The organism is uncultured Nocardioides sp. (genome assembly GCF_947489365.1).
Lineage (GTDB): Bacteria > Actinomycetota > Actinomycetes > Propionibacteriales > Nocardioidaceae > Nocardioides.
On record NZ_CANLDB010000006.1, the window covers coordinates 236367 to 253259 of the forward strand.

The window sequence follows — 16893 nt, forward strand, 5'->3', positions numbered from 1 at the left end:
CCTCAGTCCACGACCCGCGAGCCACGCCGCAGCCACCACCGGGCGGCGCCGCGGACGTCGGGGCGCTCGTGGGACAGCCAGTCGGCGAGGACGGGGTGGCCGGTCATGCCGGCGCAGTAGATCGCCGCCGCGGGGAAGCCGGGCTGCGACGTCTCCGCCGCGAGCACCTCGGTGGGCACCGGGTGGCCCGCCGACCCCGCGATGCGCAGACCGGCGGAGCGCAGGTCCTCCTCGCCACCCGGGGCGATCCAGCGGTCGACCTGGGGCAGGACGGTGCCCGGCAGCATGCCCGGCAGCCGGCGCAGGATCCGCGCGCGCAGGACGCCGTCCTCCTCCGACTCGGCCATCGCGGCCAGCTCGCGACCGACCTCGTGGGCGAGGTCGGGCAGCCCGCCGAGGAGCATGTACGACGTCACCGCGTGCGTCTCCCGGGGACTCACCGCGGAGTCGAACAGCAGTCGGGCGAGCATCGGGTCCGCCGCCGGTAGGCCGATCCGCGCGGCCACGGCCTCCGCCCGGCCCCGGCAGTGCAGCCAGTGCGCGTTGGTGCGGCTGCGGCTCCAGTCGCGGACGACCGGCTTCGGCGCGAGGGTCCGCGTCAGGTGGACGTCGACGGCCCGCCAGGCCCCCGCCGGGACGAGCCGCAGGAGGTGGCTGAGCCACTCCCAGCGCGTCGACTGCGGGGTGGACGCGTCGAAGCGGCGGGCGAGCTCGGGCAGGAGCGACGTCCAGAAGTCGGGCTCGCTCGTGACCGCGGCGGACGCCTCGACCCCCAGCGCGCCGGCCACGACCAGGCGGTCACGGTCGGACTCGAGCAGCTCCAGGAACCACGCGATCGCCTCCGGCGTGTGGCGCTCGCCGACGGCGCTCACGAGGTCGGCGATGGCCTGCACGTCCGGGTCGGCCACCCACGCCCGGGCGCGGTCGATCACCAGGCCGCCGTACCCGCCGCAGCGCAGCAGTGCCAGCGCCTCGTAGCGGGCGACGTACCCCAGGCCGGCGGAGCGCGACAGCTCCCCGATGAGCCGCACGACGAGCGACGAGGCCATCGAGAAGGGCAGGCTGATGCCTCCGTGCACGGCCATGAGGCGCGCCCACCGCAGCCACTCGCCGGCCCGGGTGGGGATGCCGTCGTCCAGCAGACGCTCGGTGAGGGCCGACAGCACCGCCGGGTCCGGCGGGGGCCCGGGCGTGGCGCGCTCCTTCGGGCTCACCGTGGGGAAGGTGCGGCACAGCACCTCGACGGGGGCGAGCAGCTGGCCCTCCCGCAGGCCCAACGCGCGCTCGCAGGCCAGGACCACGTCCGCGTCGCGCAGCGTCCCGGCCTCCAGCCGCTGGACCCGCGCGGTCGGGTACTCGGTCGCCCGGGCCATGTCGTCGATCCGCCGCAGCGCGGTCCCGCCGTACAGGCGCCGAGCGGTGCGCATCAGCCAGCCCATCCGGGCGGCGACGTCCGGCAGGGCCCCGTTGAGAGGACTCTCGTCCTCGTGCTGGTTGGCGCTGCGACCGGCCGCCATGCGTCACCTCCCCCGACGACACCGGCCCCATACCGGTGTCTCGTGCACGCGACACCGATGATGCGCCACCCAGGTGCGCCCCGCCAGCCCCGCCGGGCGTTCGCCGGACCCGGCGGGCGCTGGATAGGATCATGAGAAGAGTCATACCGACGGTCGGTCCGATCACCGGGCCGCGTGAGTGGAGGCAGCGTGAACCACGACGTACTTCGTCAGGCGCCGCTGTTCAGCGCCCTGGACGACGAGGCGGCCACCGCGCTGCTCGGCAACCTCGCGGAGAGCACGCTGTCCCGCGGCGAGGCGCTCTTCCACGAGGGTGACGTCGGCGACAAGCTGTACGTCGTCCTGGACGGCAAGGTGAAGCTCGGCCGCACCTCCTCCGACGGTCGCGAGAACCTGCTGGCGGTCCTCGGGCCCGGCCAGATGTTCGGCGAGCTGTCGCTCTTCGACCCCGGCCCGCGCTCGGCCACGGTCACCGCGGTCACGGACGCGCGCTTCGCGTCGCTGTCCCACGAGGACCTGCTGCGCTGGCTCGAGGGTCGCCCGATGGTCGCCCGCGGCCTGCTCTCGCAGCTCGCCGCCCGCCTGCGCAAGGCGAACGACGTCGTCGCCGACCTCGTCTTCTCCGACGTGCCCGGCCGTGTCGCCAAGGCGCTGCTGGACCTCGCCGACCGCTTCGGCCGCACCGCCGACGACGGCGTCCACGTGCACCACGACCTCACGCAGGAGGAGCTCGCCCAGCTGGTCGGCGCCTCCCGCGAGACCGTCAACAAGGCGCTCGCCGATTTCGCCTCGCGCGGCTGGCTCCGCCTGGAGCCCCGCTCCGTGGTGATCATGGACATCGAGCGGCTGGGGCGTCGGTCGAGGTAGGTCCGCTCAGCGACGGGCGACCGGCATCCCCCACGCGAGCGCCGGGACGGCGACCGCAGCGACGAGCACGTGCATCACCATCAGCGCGCCCACGCCGAGGGCATCGGCGCCGGGTTCGCCGCTGACGAGCAGGAGCGCGTCGGGCACGAGGCTGACGGTGACGACGGTCGGGACGAGCCAGGTCAGGACCGCACGCGGGTCCCGCGCCCGCCGGCGTACGACGGCCCACCCGACGGCGCCCGCGAGGACGCCGACCGCGGTGGCGACGACGTAACCCGGCGCCTGCAGGGGCGCGAAGTCGGGCGAGGCGCCGAGCGCGGCCGCCGCGAGGGCGACGAGGGTGGTGACGACGGCGCCGGCCGCGACGGCGGCGGCGATGCCGGCGACGACGCGGCCGGTCGTCGTGGTGGTCGGGGTGCTGGTCTGCTGGAGAGTGGTCATGCCGACCAGCCTGGTCACCGTGGACGGCGGGCGCGTCCGACGCGGGGCGGTCCCGGCCTACGCAGATTCGCGTATGAGGGACTGCCCTGTCCGACTCCTCAGCGACCCTCAGCCAGGTACGCCAGCTGCGCCCGCACGGACAGCTCGGCGGGCACCCACAGCGAGCGGTCGACGTCGGCGTACACGACCTCGACGACGCGGCGCGGGAGCCCGTCGTCGTCGGAGTCGGCCGGCTCCCCCAGCTCGCGCAGCGCGGCCTCGACCTGGCCGAGGCGGTCGCGGCGGTGGGCGGCGTAGAAGTCGAGGACGCCGGCGGCGTCGTCGAGCACGGGACCGTGGGCGGGCCAGACGACGTCGACCTCGTCCTCGGCCAGGGCGCGCATCCTCGCGATCGAGTCGAGGTAGGGGCCGAGCACGCCGTCGGGGTGCGCCACCACGGTCGTGCCGCGACCCAGCACCATGTCGCCGCTCAGCAGCGCCCGGTCCGCGGGGACGACGAAGGAGACCGAGTCCGCGGTGTGGCCCGGGGTGGTGACGACGCGCAGGGCGAGGCCGTCGACCTCGATCTCCTCGCCGTCGCGCAGCGGGTCGCCGCCGTGGCACCAGTCGGGGTCGAGGGCGCGGACGGTGCAGTGCTTGCGGTCCGCGAAGGTGGCGGCCACCTCGGAGTGGTCGAGGTGGTGGTGGGTGAGCAGCACGAGGGCGACGTCGTCCAGGGACTCGGTCAGCCTCTCGAGGTGGCCGTCCTCGAGCGGGCCGGGGTCGATCACGACGCAGCGCTGGGCGCCGGGCTCGCGGAGCACCCAGGTGTTGGTGCCGTCCAGGGTCATCATCGAGGGGTTTGGGGCGAGCAGGCACTGCGCGCGCTCGCCGAAGGTCCCGCCGGCCCAGGGCTGCGCCTCGGCGCTCACGCCTCCACCCCGCGGGCGGCGAGCAGGTCCTCGAAGCCCGGCGGTGAGGAGAGTCGCCACTCGCCGTCGACCTGCACGGCCTGGGGCATGAACATCTCGACGGTGCGGTCGCGGGAGCCGGCGAGGACGGCGTCCGGGCCGTCGTACGCGTCGGCGTCGAGGACGTTGAACCAGGTCGGCGGCATCATCCCGACCTCGCCCTCGTCGGCCATCCGCAGCGCCTCCGCGGTCGGCACCCACATCACCTCGGACGACTCGGTGGAGACGTCGCGGGTGCGCTGGCCGTCCGGCAGGCGGGCGGCGAAGAACCAGGTGCGGTAGCGCCGCGGCTCGAACTCGGGGGTGCACCAGGCCGACCACGTGCCGAGCAGGTCGGTGCGCATCACCAGGCCGCGGCGCCCGAACAGCTCGGTCAGCGACACCTCACGGCCCTCCAGGGCGACCCGGTCTGCCTCCCAGTCGTCGCCCGAGGTGTCGGCGACGACGGAGTCGTGGCCCTCGCCGGCCAGCAGGACGCCGGACTCCTCGAACGTCTCCCGCACCGCGGCGCACACCAGCGCCCGGGCGAGGGGCACCTCGACGCCGAGGTGGGTCGCCCACTCCTGCGGCGACGGTCCGGCCCACCGCAGGTCGCCCTCGAAGTCGCGGGGGTCGACCCCGCCGCCGGGGAACACGCACATGCCGCCCGCGAACGCCATCGACGTCTGGCGGCGCAGCAGGTAGACCTCCGAGCCGCCGGCAGCAGCAGGGCGCAGCAGGACGACGGTCGCCGCGTTGCGGGGCTCCGCCGGCGTCGCCTCGCCGGAGGCGAAGGCGGCGGCCTGCTCGACCAGCTTCTGCGGCAGCGGCGGGCGTCGACCCGTCGACATCAGCCGACCTCGACGACCAGCTCGACCTCGACCGGCGCGTCCAGCGGCAGCACGGACACGCCGACCGCGGAGCGGGCGTGGACGCCGGCGTCGCCGAAGGCCTGCCCGAACAGCTCGGAGGCGCCGTTGGCGACCTGCGGCTGGCCGGTGAAGTCCGGCGTCGAGGCGACGAACACCACGACCTTGACCACCCGACGCACCTGGGTGAGGTCACCGATCACGGACTTCACGGCGGCGATGGCGTTGAGCGCGCACTGCTGGGCGCAGCGCTGCGCCTCCTCGAGCCCGACCTGGGCTCCCACCTTGCCGGTGAGCAGCAGCTCGCCGTACTGCATGGGCAGCTGGCCGGAGGTGAACACGTGGTCGCCGCTGCGGACCGCCGGCACGTACGACGCGACCGGCGCGGCCACCTCGGGGACGGCGAGGTCGAGCGCGGCCAGGCGCTCCTCGGGGGTCGTCACGACTGGACCGGGCGCTTGAAGTAGCCGACCAGGTTCTCCGGGTTCATGCCCGGGGCGACCTGCACGAGCTCCCACCCGTCGGCGCCGAAGTTGTCGAGGATCATCTTCGCGTTGTGCGTGAGGATCGGGGCGGTCAGGTACTCCCACTTGGTCATGGCGGTCACTATGCCGCACGTCATCCCGGGGGTGGACGCCTCGCCCGCCGTCCCGCCCTACCGTGGTGCGGTGGACCCGACCGCCCCGCTCACCCCGGTGCGCCCACCGCGGCGGCTGTCGCCCCGCGCCCGGGACGTGCTCGACCGGACGCTGGTCCTCGTGCTCCTGGCGCCCCTCGGGCTGGTCTTCGTCGTCATGGGCACCGAGCTCGTCTGGCTCGGCCTGGGCCTGCTGCAGATCGCCCCGCTGTGGTGGCGGCGCACCCACCCGGTCGCGGTCTTCGCGGTCGTCGTCCTCGGCAGCGCCCTGCAGGTGCTCGCGATCGACACCCCGCTGTGGAGCCAGGTGGCCTGGCCCGTGGCGCTGTACTCGGTCGCCCGCTTCGGCGGTGCGGTCACCGGGTGGGTCGCGCTCGGCGTCAGCCTGGTCGCGTCCCTGGTCGCCGCCGTCGACTGGCTCTTCGACCCCGCCGAGCTGACGGTCGGCAACGTCGTCCCGATGTTCGTCCTGGTCGCGGCGATCGTCGTCACCGCGTGGACGTTGGGCACGCTCGGCCGGGTGCGGGCGGCGTACGTCGACGGGCTGCTGGAGCGCAACCAGCGGATCGAGCGCGAGGCCGCCCAGCAGGTTGCGCTCGCCGCGACCGAGGAGCGCACCCGCATCGCCCGCGAGCTCCACGACGTCGTCGCGCACAGCCTGTCGGTGATCATCGTGCAGGCCGACGGGGCGCGGTACGCCGCCGAGCACGACCCCACGGTCGCCACCACGACCCTCGGCGCGATCTCCCGCACGGGCCGCGAGGCCCTGACGGACATGCGCCGGATGCTGGGGCTGCTGCGCTCCGGGGACACGGGGACGGCGCCCGTCCCCGACCTCGGCGAGCTGCGCCGCCTCGTCGACGAGGACGGCGTCGAGCACCGGCTCACCGGCCTCGAGCGGGAGGTTCCCGGGGCGGTCGCCCTGACGACGTACCGGGTGGTGCAGGAGGCGCTGACCAACGTCCGCAAGCACGCCGGGCCCGACGCCCGCGCGTCGGTCTCGGTGGCGGTGGGCGACACCGGTGTCGCCGTCGACGTCCGCGACCACGGCCGCGGCGCCGCTGCGGCGGCCCCGGTCGAGGGCGGCGGGCACGGACTGGTGGGGATGCGCGAGCGGGTGGCCGCCCTCGGCGGCGAGGTCAGCGCGGGTCCGGCCCCCGGTGGCGGCTTCGCGGTGTCCGCGAGGATCCCGCTGTGAGCCCGATCCGCGTGTTCCTCGTCGACGACCAGCAGATGGTGCGGGCGGGGTTCCGGATGCTGCTGGACTCCCAGCCCGACCTGGAGGTCGTCGGCGAGGCCGGGGACGGCCAGGAGGCGCTCGACCGGCTCGCGGACGTCGCCTGCGACGTCGTGCTCATGGACGTGCGCATGCCCCGCCTCGACGGGGTCGAGGCGACCCGCGCCCTCGTCGCCCGTCCCGCGGCGCCGCAGGTGCTGGTCCTGACCACCTTCGACCTGGACGAGTACGCCTTCGCCGCCATCAAGGCCGGCGCCTCCGGCTTCCTGCTGAAGGACGCCGCCCCGCCCGACCTGCTCGCCGCCGTCCGGGCGGTCCACGCGGGCGACGCCGTGGTGGCGCCCTCCACCACGCGGCGCCTCCTCGACCACGTCGCCGCCGGTCTGCCCGACGGCGGCGCCACGCCTGCCGCGCCTGCCGCGTCCGCCCCCGCGGACGACGCCCGCCTCGCCGCGCTCACCGAGCGGGAGCGTGAGGTGCTGGTCCTCGTCGCCCGCGGCCGCTCCAACACCGAGATCGCCGCCGACCTCGTCGTCGCCGAGGCGACGGTCAAGACCCACGTCTCGCGGCTGCTGCAAAAGACCGGCTCCCGCGACCGCGTCCACCTCGTCGTCCTCGGCCACGAGACGGGCCTGGTGACTCCTCGGCCGTAGGGGGCGAGCACCCCCGGAGATCGAGGTGCGAGGCCGGCCACGGCCGAGCCACGAGATCCCGCAAGACGGCCCTCGGTCCGGTCACCGGGCCTCGTGGCCCCTGCGCTCGTCCCTCGCTCCGGAGCACCTCGACCACCGGAGATCGAGGTGCGAGGCCGGCCACGGCCGAGCCACGAGATCCCGCAAGACGGCCCTCGGTCCGGTCACCGGGCCTCGTGGCCCCTGCGCTCGTGCCTCGCTCCGGAGCACCTCGACCACCGGAGATCGAGGTGCGAGGCCGGCCACGGCCGAGCCACGAGATCCCGCAAGACGGCCCTCGGTCCGGTCACCGGGCCTCGTGGCTCCTGCGCTCGTCCCTCGCTCCGGAGCACCTCGACCACCGGAGATCGAGGTGCGAGGCCGGCCACGGCCGAGCCACGAGATCCCGTGGGACGGCCGTCGGTCCGGTCACCGGGTGCACGACGTACGACCTGGGGATGACACGACCGGTCCTCAGGTGCCGCGGAACCATCCCGTCGCCGGACGCGCCGGACCTCCGCCCGTACATAGCGTCCCGGACATGACGACGACGTACTCGGGAGCACCGTCCCGCCCCACCCGTCCGGACGACCGCATGGCCGCCCAGGCCCGCGGTCTCACCAAGACCTACGGCTCCGGCACCGCCGAGGTGCACGCCCTGCGCGGGGTCGACCTCGACCTGCCCGCGGGCCGCTTCACGGCCGTGATGGGCCCCTCGGGGTCGGGCAAGTCGACGCTGATGCACTGCCTCGCCGGCCTCGACGTCCCCTCGGCCGGCAGCGTCACCGTCGCTGGCCAGCCGCTGCACGAGATGGACGACGCCGCGCTCACGCGCTTCCGCCGCGAGCAGCTGGGCTTCGTGTTCCAGGCGTTCAACCTGCTGCCGACCATGACCGCGGAGCAGAACATCGCGCTGCCCGCCGCCCTCGGCGGCGCGAAGCCGGACCCCGCGCTGCTCGCGCAGGTGGTCGAGGTGCTCGGCCTGACGGACCGCCTCGGCCACCGGCCGGGCGAGCTGTCCGGCGGGCAGCAGCAGCGCGTCGCGATCGCCCGTGCCCTCGTCGGCCGGCCCTCGATCGTGTTCGCCGACGAGCCGACCGGCAACCTCGACTCGACCACGTCCGCGGAGGTGCTCGGCTTCCTGCGCCGCTGCGTCAAGGAGATGGGCCAGACCGTCGTGATGGTCACCCACGAGCTCGAGGCCGCGGCGTACGCCGACGACGTGGTCGTCCTCGCCGACGGCCGGGTGCGCGAGCACCTCGCGACCCCCGACCGCGACCTGCTGGTCGCCGCGCTGGCCGGGGAGGTCCGCTGATGAGGAGCGTGCTGCTGGCCGCCCTGCGGTCGAACCTGCGCCGCTACGTCGCGGTGGGCCTCGCGGTCGGGATCGGAGTGGCGTTCGTGGTGGTCACGGGGGCCATCACGAGCGCCACCCGCGACGGGCTGTCCGCGGGCGTCGGAGCGCCGTACGAGGGGGCCGACGTGGTCGCCACCGACGTGAACCCCCGACGCCTCGACCGCGTCCACGAGCTCGCCGCCGACGACGGCGCCCGCCTCTCGGTCATCGGGGCCGCCCAGGTGCCGGTGAAGCCCGAGGGCGGGGTGAGCGAGGACCTGTTCGTCGGGGAGGCGCCCGGCCTGTCCGACTCCCCCGCCTGGCCCGTCCTCGTCGACGGCCGTTTCCCCACCGTCGACGGCGAGGCCCTCGTCGACGAGCGCTCCGCCGAGGTCGCGCAGGTCGCCATCGGCGACACCCTGCGCGTGGGCGAGGGCGCCGCCGCGGTCGACGTCACCGTCGTCGGCACCTCCGACCCCGGGCCGACGTCCGCCGCGAACGCGGTCTACCTGCGCTGGGACGACCTGCGCGGCTTCACCGACACCATGTACGTCGACGCCGTCGCGTGGGCCGGACCCGGCTCGATCGCCGCCCAGAGCCGGACGCTGGGCACCGTCGTGCCGTCGGAGTCCGTCCAGCCCGCCGAGCAGTACGTCGACGACATGGTCGTCGAGGCCAACAACGGCGTCGACGTCCTCGCGACGATGCTGCTGCTGTTCGCGGCGGTCGCGCTGTTCGTCGCCGTCCTGGTCATCGCCAACACCTTCACGATCCTCTTCGCCCAGCGCCGCCGCGAGCTCGCACTGCTGCGCTGCGTCGGCGCGACCCGCGCCCAGCTCCGTCGCGCGGTGCGCCTCGAGGCGCTCGCCGTCGGCTCGCTGGCGACGGTGGCCGGGATCGCCGCCGGCGTGGGCCTCGGTCAGCTGGTGGTCGCCGTGGTCCGCGACCGTTTCCCGGCCGCCGGGTTGGGCGATGCCTCGCCCGGCTGGGCCTGGTACGCCGGTGCCGCGGCGGTCGGCGTCCTGGTCACCCTCGCCGCCGCGTGGCTGCCGACGCGGCGCGCCGTGAAGGTCCCCCCGGTCGCCGCGCTGGGCCCGGACGACGGCACGCGCCTGGCCACCGGCGCCGGACGCCTCCGCCTCGCCTGCGGCGTCGTCGGGGTCCTCGGCGGCGCGGTGCTGCTGGGTGTGGCGATCGCGCTGGCCGAGGAGCCCACGCCCGCGCTGCTCGTGATGATCGCGGGAGGCACCGTCTCGTTCGCCGGTCTGGTGCTGCTCGGGCCCGTGCTGGTCCCGACCCTGGTGCGCCTCACCGGTGCTGTCTCCTCGCGGGTCGTCGGCCCGACCGCCCGCCTCGCCGCCGACAACGCGGTGCGGGACCCCCGCCGTACCGGCGCCGCGACGGCCTCCCTGCTGGTCGGGGTCACGCTGACGACGGCCGTGCTCGTCGGCATCGCCAGCGCCCGGTCCGTCACCGACGACGAGATGGCGGCGCAGCACCCGCTCGACGCCACCGTGACCCGGACGGCCGGCACCCTGCCCGCCGACGCGGCCCGGCGACTCGGCGCCCTGCCGGGCGTCGAGCGGGCCGCAGCGGTCCCCGGCGCGGTCGCCCGGGTGAGCGGCGGGGTCGGGAAGGTGACGGTCCTGGCGCCCGACGAGGTGGACGACGCCGGTCAGCTGTCCCTGGACACGTCGGTGACCGGCGGGCTCGCCGACGACGAGATCCGGCTGCCCCAGTCGGCCTTCAACGGCCTGCGCGTCGACCGGCCGCTCGAGGTGAGCGTCGGCGACCGGACCGTGACGCTGCGGCCCGAGATCGGTGGCGTGGCCGGGGAGGCCGCGCTGGTCTCCCCCGCGGTCCTGGACCGGCTCGCCCCCGACGCGGCCACCGGCGCGGTGTGGCTGCTCGCGGACGACGGCACCGCGGGCGACGACCTGGCCGCGGACGCCACCGCCGTCGCCGCGTCGTACGACGCCGAGCTGACGGTGGGTCTCGCGAACCGCGACTACGTCGACCTGCAGCTGACGATCGTCACCGCCGCCGTGGTCGGGCTGCTCGGCATCGCCGTGGTCATCGCCCTCGCCGGCATCGCGAACACCCTCGGGCTGTCCGTGCTCGAGCGGACCCGGGAGCTGGCGCTCCTGCGGGCCCTCGGCCTGACCCGCGCCCGGCTGCGCGCCACCCTGGCGCTGGAGGGCGTCCTGCTCGCGGTCGTCGCGACCGTGCTCGGCACGGCAGTCGGGACCGTCTTCGCCTGGGTGGGGCTGCAGACCATCATCGCTCCGGTCGTGGCCTCGACGCCGCTGGTGATGCCGCTGGGTCAGCTCGGCCTGGTCGTCCTCGCGGCGGCGCTCGCCGGTCTGCTCGCCGCCGTCCTGCCCGCGCGCCGGGCGGCGCGGATCGCCCCGGCGGTGGGGCTCACCGCGGACTGACCCCGGGGTCGGGGTCCGGCGTCAGAACGGCCAGTTGGTGGTGACCTGCTTGACGATCTCGTTGATCATCAGCCCGGCGAAGAGCAGGGCGCAGACGGCCATCCCGGTGTTCGACAGCCAGCCGTTGCGCCACTCGGCGGGCACGATGCCGTCGGTCGCCGCCCGGGGGTCCACCTCGGCGGCGATCGACGGGTCCGGCTCGTTGAGCGGAGCTTCCTTGCCGGCGCCCTTCCGGTTCAGCAGGATCAGCAGCGTGACGGCGAGGAACGGCATGAAGAACGCGCCGAGGACGCCGTACGCGAGGATCAGGCCGACCGGCTGGCCGAGCAGCAGGAGCAGCATCGGCGGGAAGGTCAGCCACAGCAGGTAGATCCGGAACCACTTGCCGCCCGTGCGGGTGTCGGGGTGTCCGGAGCGCAGGCCGCGGAGGTTGCCGATGAAGTCGGCGAACATCAGGCTCACCCCGCTCCACACCCCGATCAGCGAGCTGAACGACGCGGCGAAGAAGCCGACGAGGAAGACCACGCCGTACGTCTCGCCGTAGCGGTCGGTGAGGACGTCGCCAATCTGGATCAGGCCCTGGTCACCCGTGTCGATCGCGATGCCGGCGGAGTAGAGCAGCTCGGCGCCGACCACGAGCATCCCGACGACGAACAGGCCGGTCATCGCGTACGCCGCCCCGTTGTCGAGCCGCATGATCCGCATGAAGCGCGGGGTGGACCAGCCCTTCTCGCGCAGCCAGTAGCCGTAGGCCGCGAGCGTGATCGTGCCGCCCACGCCACCCATGACGGTCAGCGCGTAGACGATCGACCCGTCCGGCAGCGTCGGCACGAGGCCGGTGAGCACCTCACCGAGATTCGGCAGCGTGAGGATCGCGGCACCCATGACGGCGACGAACATGATCCCGATCAGGACCGCCATGATCTTCTCGAACGAGTGGTAGGTCCCGAACCACACCATCGCCAGCCCGAGCAGGCCGGTGACGACCGCGACGGCGCTGAGGTTGAGCGACGGGAACAGGGCGACCACCGGCAGCGCGGACGACGACATCGCCGTGGCGCCGTACACGAAGCCCCAGATCATGATGTACGGCGCGAAGTAGAACGTCGTCCAATTCCCCAGGCTGCGCCAGCCCTCGAAGATCGTGCGCCCGGTGGCCAGGGAGTACCGCCCCGCACCCTCGACGAGGACCACCTTGATGATCGAGCCGAGGACCGCGACCCACAGCAGGGCGTAGCCGTACATCGAGCCGGCCACCGCGGTGGCGACCAGGTCGGCGGCTCCGACGCCCGTCGCGGCGACCACCAGGCCGGGCCCGACGACCTTCCAGCGCGGCGGGGCCTCCGCCGCCGTCCCGTCGTTCTTGTCCAGGTCGGTCATGGGGGCGCCTCCCGATCGGCGGTGCAGGTGGCGGCCCACTATGTCAGCGCGGCGCCGCCCAGTTCGACCACCGCGTGCACGGAGGACAGGAGAGATCGCCCGGATCAGGCGCAGGAGCGGCAGCTCCGGCGCATCTCTCCTGTCCTTCGCGCACTGTCCACGCAGTCGCGGACCCAGGCGGGCTCCCGGGTGACGTGGTGGTGCCCGAACCGCAGCACCGTCAGCGGCGCCACCGCCATCAGGGTGTAGCGCTCCAGGTCGAGCGCGAACTGCTCCGGGTTGCCGTGGTAGAGCCAGCCCTCCGCCTCGACGACCAGCCCCAGCCTCTCGTCGTAGAGGTCCGGGTGGACGTCGATCCCACCCACCCGCAGCCGGGCCTGGGGGCGGAGGTCGAGACCGGGAATGTCCAGGCACAGCGCGCGGACGGCGGACTCCAGCGGTGACATGGCGAGCGGGGTCGCCGCCGCGGCCAGTCGCCGGGCCGTTGGCGACCCCGGGCCCCGGAGCGCGGCGGCGGCGTGGACGAGCTCGTCGGGATCGACCACCCCGGTGCGCAGCGCGGAGTCCGCCACCGCGAGCGCCTCGGGCGCCGCCAGCCGGGTCAGGCAGTCGAGGACCGTGCGCAACGGCGAGGTGACGGTGCCCTCGACGTCGGCCCAGACGAGGTGCACGCCCCGACGGCGCCGCGGGTCCACCCGGCGCTTCGTCGGCACGGCGATCCAGGGACGGTCCGGGGGCACGAGGACTCCCAGCCCGTGCTCGACCGCTGCCGAGAGGCAGCAGATGGTCCCGGACAGGAGCGTGCGCCGGCGGTGGGCCTCGCTCACGGACGGCAGGCCGTAGCGCCCCCGCCCGAGCGTCTCCACGCGGCCGGAGGCGACCGCCGCCGCCAGGTCGCGACGACTGACGCGCCCTCGGAGCTGGTCGGCGCGTGCCGTGCCGCCGAGCATCGCGAGCACCTCGTCCGGAGCCATGCGTCCAGCCTGCCCCGCCCACGACCGCGGTGCGCGCGGTCGTCCACAGGCCTCAGCGCAGGCGCGGCAGCAGGAGGCGGCCGATGCGCTCGACCTCCCGCTCGTACGGCGTGTCCGAGAGGATGAAGTGGGTGATGCCGAGGTCGCCGTACCGGCCCAGGGCCTTCGCGACGTCCTCGGCGGAGCCGACGAGCCAGGTGCTGCCGGCGCCACCGCCGCCGTGGCGGGCGGGGGCGACGTACAGGCACTCGTCGAGGACGTCGCCGCGGGCGGCGAGGTCGACGAGCCGCTGCTGGCCGTACGCCTGGTCACGCCGGGGGTCGCGGGCGAACTCGGCCGGACGCTTCGCCATCCGCTCGACGCGGGCCTCGGCCTCGGCCCAGGCCTCCTCGCGGGTCTCGCGCACGACGGTCGTGATGCGCAGGCCGAACTGGAGCGGCGGCAGGTCGCGCTCGAGCTCGGTCTCCAGCCCGCGGAGGGTGGCGATGCGCTCGGCGACGCCCTCGAGGGGCTCGCCCCAGAACAGCTGGACGTCGGCCTCGGTGGCGCCGACGCGGGCGGCGGCGTCGGAGGCGCCGCCGAAGTACAGGCGGGGGTGCGGTCGCCCCTCGCGGACGACGGGCCGCAGGGCGATCGAGGCGTCCTCGACGTGGTAGTTCTCGCCGTGGTGGGTGACGGACTCCTCGGTCCACAGCCGGCGCACCAGCCGCATGAACTCCTTGGTGCGGGCGTAGCGCTGGGTCTGGTCCCCCTCGTCGTCGCCGTACTCGGCCTGGTGGTCCTGGCCGGAGACGACGTTGACGAGCACCCGGCCCCCCGAGAGGTGGTCCAGCGTCGCGGCCGACGCGGCGAAGTGCCCGGGCTGCCAGTAGCCGGGGCGGATCGCGATCAGCGGCTGGAAGGTCGTCGTGGCCGCGGCCAGGGCGGTGCCGACCGTGAAGGTGTCCGGACGCCGCCAGCCCGTGCCGATCAGCGCACCGCCCCACCCGGCGTCCTCGACGCCCTGCGCGAGCGTCGCAAGCCGCGGGAGGCTGTTGTGGCCCTCGACGGTGTCGTCGCCGCGGTGGCCCGCCTCGGCCTCGTTGGGGATGTACCAGAGGAGCTCGTCGACCACGGTGTGCCTTCCGTCGGGGTTATCCGTACTAAACCAGTACGATAACTAGGTCCGATGGTGGTGCCGAATCGACCCGCGGGGTCACCCGTCCAGCAGGGCCAGGACCTCCCGCGCGAGCTCGGCGGGCTTCTCCTCCGGCACGAAGTGGCCGCAGTCGGGCAGGACGACGCCGCGCACCCGCGTGGCCTTGCGTGACAACGACGCCTCGACCTCGGACCCGCGGCCCCACGAGGCGCCCCCACCGACGGCCAGGCACGGGATGTCGAGCGGCGCCAGCGGCTCGTTGTCGGCGACGTCCTGGCCGATCGCCCGGTAGTAGGCGAAGCCGGCGCGTAGCGCGCCGGGCGTGGTGTAGGTCCGCAAGTACTCCGCCACCGACACCGCGTCGATCGCGTCGGGGTGGGCGGGGTAGGTCTCGTAGAACCAGCGCACCCACACCTCCTCGCGGCCCGCGACCAGCGCCTCGGGCAGGTCGAGGGTGCGCAGGAACGCGTGGTGCCAGCGCTGCCCGCCCGCCCCGATGTCGGGGTTGCCGTCGCCGGGGATCGCGACGTCGACGACGGCGAGGTGGGTCGCCGTCCCCGGGAAGTGGGCGGCGAGCGCGTAGGCGACGGCGCCGCCCCAGTCGTGGCCGACGACGCCGAGCGAGTCGATCCCGAGGTGGTCCAGCAGGGCGCGGACGTCGCCCGCGACCGTCCGCTTGTCGTAGCCGCCCGCGGGCCGGGTGGTGTCGCCGAGCCCGCGCAGGTCGGGGACGACGCACCGCTTGCCCGCCGCGACCAGCCGCGGGACGACGTCGCGCCAGCACCACCACGACTGCGGATACCCGTGCAGCAGGACCACCGGCTCGCCGTCCTCGGGGCCGGCCAGGACGTAGTGGACGTCCAGCCCGTCGCGCTCGCCCAGCCGCAGCCGGTGGTGGGTCCCACCAACGGTGCTCGCCCGGACTTGGGACCCCGGCCGCTCCTCGTTCATCCTGGGAGTATGAGCACCGACAGCGGCACCGACACCAGCACCTCCCGCGTCAAGCGCGGCCTCGCCGAGATGCTCAAGGGCGGCGTGATCATGGACGTCGTCACACCCGAGCAGGCGAAGATCGCCGAGGACGCCGGCGCCGTCGCGGTCATGGCGCTCGAGCGCGTCCCCGCCGACATCCGCGCGCAGGGCGGCGTGGCCCGCATGAGCGACCCCGACATGATCGAGGGCATCATCGGCGCGGTCTCGATCCCGGTGATGGCGAAGGCCCGCATCGGACACTTCGTCGAGGCCCGCGTCCTGCAGAGCCTCGGCGTCGACTACATCGACGAGTCCGAGGTGCTGACCCCCGCGGACTACGCCCACCACATCGACAAGGCCGGCTTCCGGGTGCCGTTCGTGTGCGGCGCCACCGACCTCGGCGAGGCGCTGCGCCGCCTCAGCGAGGGCGCGGCCATGATCCGCTCGAAGGGCGAGGCCGGCACGGGCGACGTCTCGAACGCGACGACCCACATGCGGACGATCCGCTCGCAGATCGCCCGCCTCGCCGCCATCCCCGCCGACGAGCTGCACGTCGCCGCGAAGGAGCTCGGCGCGCCGTACGACCTGGTCGCCGAGGTGGCCCGCACCGGCACGCTCCCCGTCGTCCTCTTCACCGCCGGCGGGATCGCGACCCCGGCCGACGCGGCGATGATGATGCAGCTCGGCGCGGACGGCGTCTTCGTCGGCTCCGGCATCTTCGCCTCGGGCGACCCCGTCGCCCGCGCGGCCGCGATCGTGCAGGCGACGACCTTCCACGACGACCCCGACGTCATCGCGAAGGTCTCCCGCGGGCTCGGTGCGGCGATGGTCGGCATCAACGTCGACGACCTCCCGGTCGCGCACCGCCTCGCCGACCGCGGGTGGTGACGGGCCCCGACGGTCCGCTGGTCGGCGTCCTCGCGCTGCAGGGAGCCGTCGCCGAGCACGTCGCCGCGCTGGCGGCGTGCGGTGCCCGCACCCGCGCCGTACGACGACCCGCCGAGCTCGCCGGCCTCGACGGCCTGGTGCTGCCGGGCGGGGAGTCCACGACGATGGACCTGCTGCTGCGCACCGTCGGTCTCGACGAGCCGCTGCGGACGGCGATCGCCGACGGGCTGCCCGTCTACGGGTCCTGCGCCGGCATGATCCTGCTCGCCGATCGTCTCGTGGACGGCGTCGCGGGCCAGCGCACCCTCGGCGGTCTGGACGTCACCTGCCGCCGCAACGCCTTCGGCCGCCAGGTCGACTCCTTCGAGACCGACCTCGACGTCGTCGGCCTCGACGAGCCGGTGCACGCGGTCTTCATCCGCGCGCCCTGGGTCGAGGAGGCCGGTGGTGACGTCGAGGTGCTCGCCGCGGTCGAGGTCGACGGCGGGACCCGCCCGGTCCTCGTCCGTCAGGGCCGGGTGCTGGCGTCGGCCTTCCACCCCGAGCTCACGGGTGACCACCGCCTGCACCGGCTCTTCCTCGACGGAGTGGCCCGGGGCTGA

General features: G+C 74.7%; 17 protein-coding genes. 7 read left to right on the top strand and 10 right to left on the bottom strand.

Features of this window, described 5'->3' with window-relative positions; translation table 11 throughout:
• Positions 1–2: 2 nt before the first annotated feature.
• Positions 3–1517 carry a hypothetical protein gene (locus Q0858_RS16985; RefSeq protein WP_299056901.1) on the bottom strand — a complete coding sequence of 505 codons (1515 nt, stop codon included), beginning with the start codon at positions 1515–1517 and terminating at the stop codon, positions 3–5.
• Between the two features lie 189 nt (positions 1518–1706).
• Here Q0858_RS16985 and Q0858_RS16990 point away from each other — a divergent pair, with 189 nt between their 5' ends.
• The gene (locus Q0858_RS16990) at positions 1707–2384 is read left to right on the top strand and encodes a Crp/Fnr family transcriptional regulator (protein WP_299056903.1); all 678 of its coding nucleotides are present in this window, start codon (positions 1707–1709) and stop codon (positions 2382–2384) included.
• A 6-nt stretch (positions 2385–2390) separates the two neighbouring features.
• On the opposite strand, the gene Q0858_RS16995 is transcribed toward Q0858_RS16990, so the two are convergent.
• The 5 genes from Q0858_RS16995 to Q0858_RS17015 form a co-directional block, all read right to left on the bottom strand.
• Positions 2391–2825, bottom strand: a complete 435-nt coding sequence (locus tag Q0858_RS16995) for a DUF6069 family protein (RefSeq protein WP_299056904.1) — start codon at positions 2823–2825, stop codon at positions 2391–2393.
• A gap of 98 nt (positions 2826–2923) precedes the next feature.
• Positions 2924–3736 (bottom strand): MBL fold metallo-hydrolase, encoded by an 813-nt coding sequence (locus Q0858_RS17000; RefSeq protein ID WP_299056906.1) that lies wholly within the window; start codon positions 3734–3736, stop codon positions 2924–2926.
• Positions 3733–4605, bottom strand: a complete 873-nt coding sequence (locus tag Q0858_RS17005) for an NUDIX domain-containing protein (protein ID WP_299056908.1) — start codon at positions 4603–4605, stop codon at positions 3733–3735. The genes Q0858_RS17000 and Q0858_RS17005 overlap by 4 nt, the downstream gene beginning before the upstream one ends.
• Positions 4605–5066, bottom strand: a complete 462-nt coding sequence (locus tag Q0858_RS17010) for a RidA family protein (protein ID WP_299056910.1) — start codon at positions 5064–5066, stop codon at positions 4605–4607. Before Q0858_RS17010 ends, Q0858_RS17005 begins: the two co-directional genes overlap by 1 nt.
• On the bottom strand, positions 5063–5221 hold the full coding sequence (locus tag Q0858_RS17015; protein WP_299056913.1) for a hypothetical protein: 159 nt from the start codon (positions 5219–5221) through the stop codon (positions 5063–5065). The genes Q0858_RS17010 and Q0858_RS17015 overlap by 4 nt, the downstream gene beginning before the upstream one ends.
• Positions 5222–5291: 70 nt before the next feature.
• On the opposite strand from Q0858_RS17015, the gene Q0858_RS17020 reads away from it, so the two are divergent.
• From Q0858_RS17020 to Q0858_RS17035, 4 genes are all read left to right on the top strand, one after another.
• Positions 5292–6458, top strand: a complete 1167-nt coding sequence (locus Q0858_RS17020) for a sensor histidine kinase (protein ID WP_299056915.1) — start codon at positions 5292–5294, stop codon at positions 6456–6458.
• Entirely contained in the window at positions 6455–7150 is a 696-nt protein-coding gene (locus Q0858_RS17025) for a response regulator transcription factor (RefSeq protein WP_299056917.1), read from the top strand. The genes Q0858_RS17020 and Q0858_RS17025 overlap by 4 nt, the downstream gene beginning before the upstream one ends.
• Before the next feature lie 559 nt (positions 7151–7709).
• Positions 7710–8483 carry an ABC transporter ATP-binding protein gene (locus Q0858_RS17030; RefSeq protein ID WP_299056920.1) on the top strand — a complete coding sequence of 258 codons (774 nt, stop codon included), beginning with the start codon at positions 7710–7712 and terminating at the stop codon, positions 8481–8483.
• Positions 8483–10939 carry an ABC transporter permease gene (locus tag Q0858_RS17035; protein ID WP_299056922.1) on the top strand — a complete coding sequence of 819 codons (2457 nt, stop codon included), beginning with the start codon at positions 8483–8485 and terminating at the stop codon, positions 10937–10939. The genes Q0858_RS17030 and Q0858_RS17035 overlap by 1 nt, the downstream gene beginning before the upstream one ends.
• A 21-nt stretch (positions 10940–10960) precedes the next feature.
• On the opposite strand, the gene Q0858_RS17040 is transcribed toward Q0858_RS17035, so the two are convergent.
• The 4 genes from Q0858_RS17040 to Q0858_RS17055 form a co-directional block, all read right to left on the bottom strand.
• On the bottom strand, positions 10961–12319 hold the full coding sequence (locus Q0858_RS17040; protein WP_299056925.1) for an Nramp family divalent metal transporter: 1359 nt from the start codon (positions 12317–12319) through the stop codon (positions 10961–10963).
• Between the two features lie 104 nt (positions 12320–12423).
• Positions 12424–13293, bottom strand: a complete 870-nt coding sequence (locus Q0858_RS17045) for a hypothetical protein (protein ID WP_299056927.1) — start codon at positions 13291–13293, stop codon at positions 12424–12426.
• 52 nt (positions 13294–13345) lie between these two features.
• Positions 13346–14407, bottom strand: a complete 1062-nt coding sequence (locus Q0858_RS17050; RefSeq protein WP_299056930.1) for an LLM class flavin-dependent oxidoreductase — start codon at positions 14405–14407, stop codon at positions 13346–13348.
• Positions 14408–14488: 81 nt separating this feature from the next.
• The gene (locus tag Q0858_RS17055) at positions 14489–15382 is read right to left on the bottom strand and encodes an alpha/beta hydrolase (protein ID WP_299056932.1); all 894 of its coding nucleotides are present in this window, start codon (positions 15380–15382) and stop codon (positions 14489–14491) included.
• A gap of 9 nt (positions 15383–15391) precedes the next feature.
• On the opposite strand from Q0858_RS17055, the gene pdxS reads away from it, so the two are divergent.
• A complete protein-coding gene (pdxS, locus tag Q0858_RS17060; protein ID WP_299056935.1) occupies positions 15392–16291 on the top strand; it encodes a pyridoxal 5'-phosphate synthase lyase subunit PdxS in 900 nt (299 codons plus the stop codon).
• On the top strand, positions 16288–16893 hold the full coding sequence (pdxT, locus tag Q0858_RS17065) for a pyridoxal 5'-phosphate synthase glutaminase subunit PdxT (protein WP_299056938.1): 606 nt from the start codon (positions 16288–16290) through the stop codon (positions 16891–16893). The genes pdxS and pdxT overlap by 4 nt, the downstream gene beginning before the upstream one ends.

What these genes read in the sequence shown, in the direction of transcription:
- Q0858_RS16985 (WP_299056901.1), bottom strand. Translation starts at nt 1,517, where the DNA reads ATGGCGGCCGGTCGCAGCGCCAACCAGCACGAGGACGAGAGTCCTCTC.
- Q0858_RS16995 (WP_299056904.1), bottom strand. Translation starts at nt 2,825, where the DNA reads ATGACCACTCTCCAGCAGACCAGCACCCCGACCACCACGACGACCGGC.
- Q0858_RS17005 (WP_299056908.1), bottom strand. Translation starts at nt 4,605, where the DNA reads ATGTCGACGGGTCGACGCCCGCCGCTGCCGCAGAAGCTGGTCGAGCAG.
- Q0858_RS17015 (WP_299056913.1), bottom strand. Translation starts at nt 5,221, where the DNA reads ATGACCAAGTGGGAGTACCTGACCGCCCCGATCCTCACGCACAACGCG.
- Q0858_RS17030 (WP_299056920.1), top strand. Translation starts at nt 7,710, where the DNA reads ATGACGACGACGTACTCGGGAGCACCGTCCCGCCCCACCCGTCCGGAC.
- Q0858_RS17035 (WP_299056922.1), top strand. Translation starts at nt 8,483, where the DNA reads ATGAGGAGCGTGCTGCTGGCCGCCCTGCGGTCGAACCTGCGCCGCTAC.
- Q0858_RS17040 (WP_299056925.1), bottom strand. Translation starts at nt 12,319, where the DNA reads ATGACCGACCTGGACAAGAACGACGGGACGGCGGCGGAGGCCCCGCCG.
- Q0858_RS17045 (WP_299056927.1), bottom strand. Translation starts at nt 13,293, where the DNA reads ATGGCTCCGGACGAGGTGCTCGCGATGCTCGGCGGCACGGCACGCGCC.
- Q0858_RS17055 (WP_299056932.1), bottom strand. Translation starts at nt 15,382, where the DNA reads ATGAACGAGGAGCGGCCGGGGTCCCAAGTCCGGGCGAGCACCGTTGGT.
- pdxS (WP_299056935.1), top strand. Translation starts at nt 15,392, where the DNA reads ATGAGCACCGACAGCGGCACCGACACCAGCACCTCCCGCGTCAAGCGC.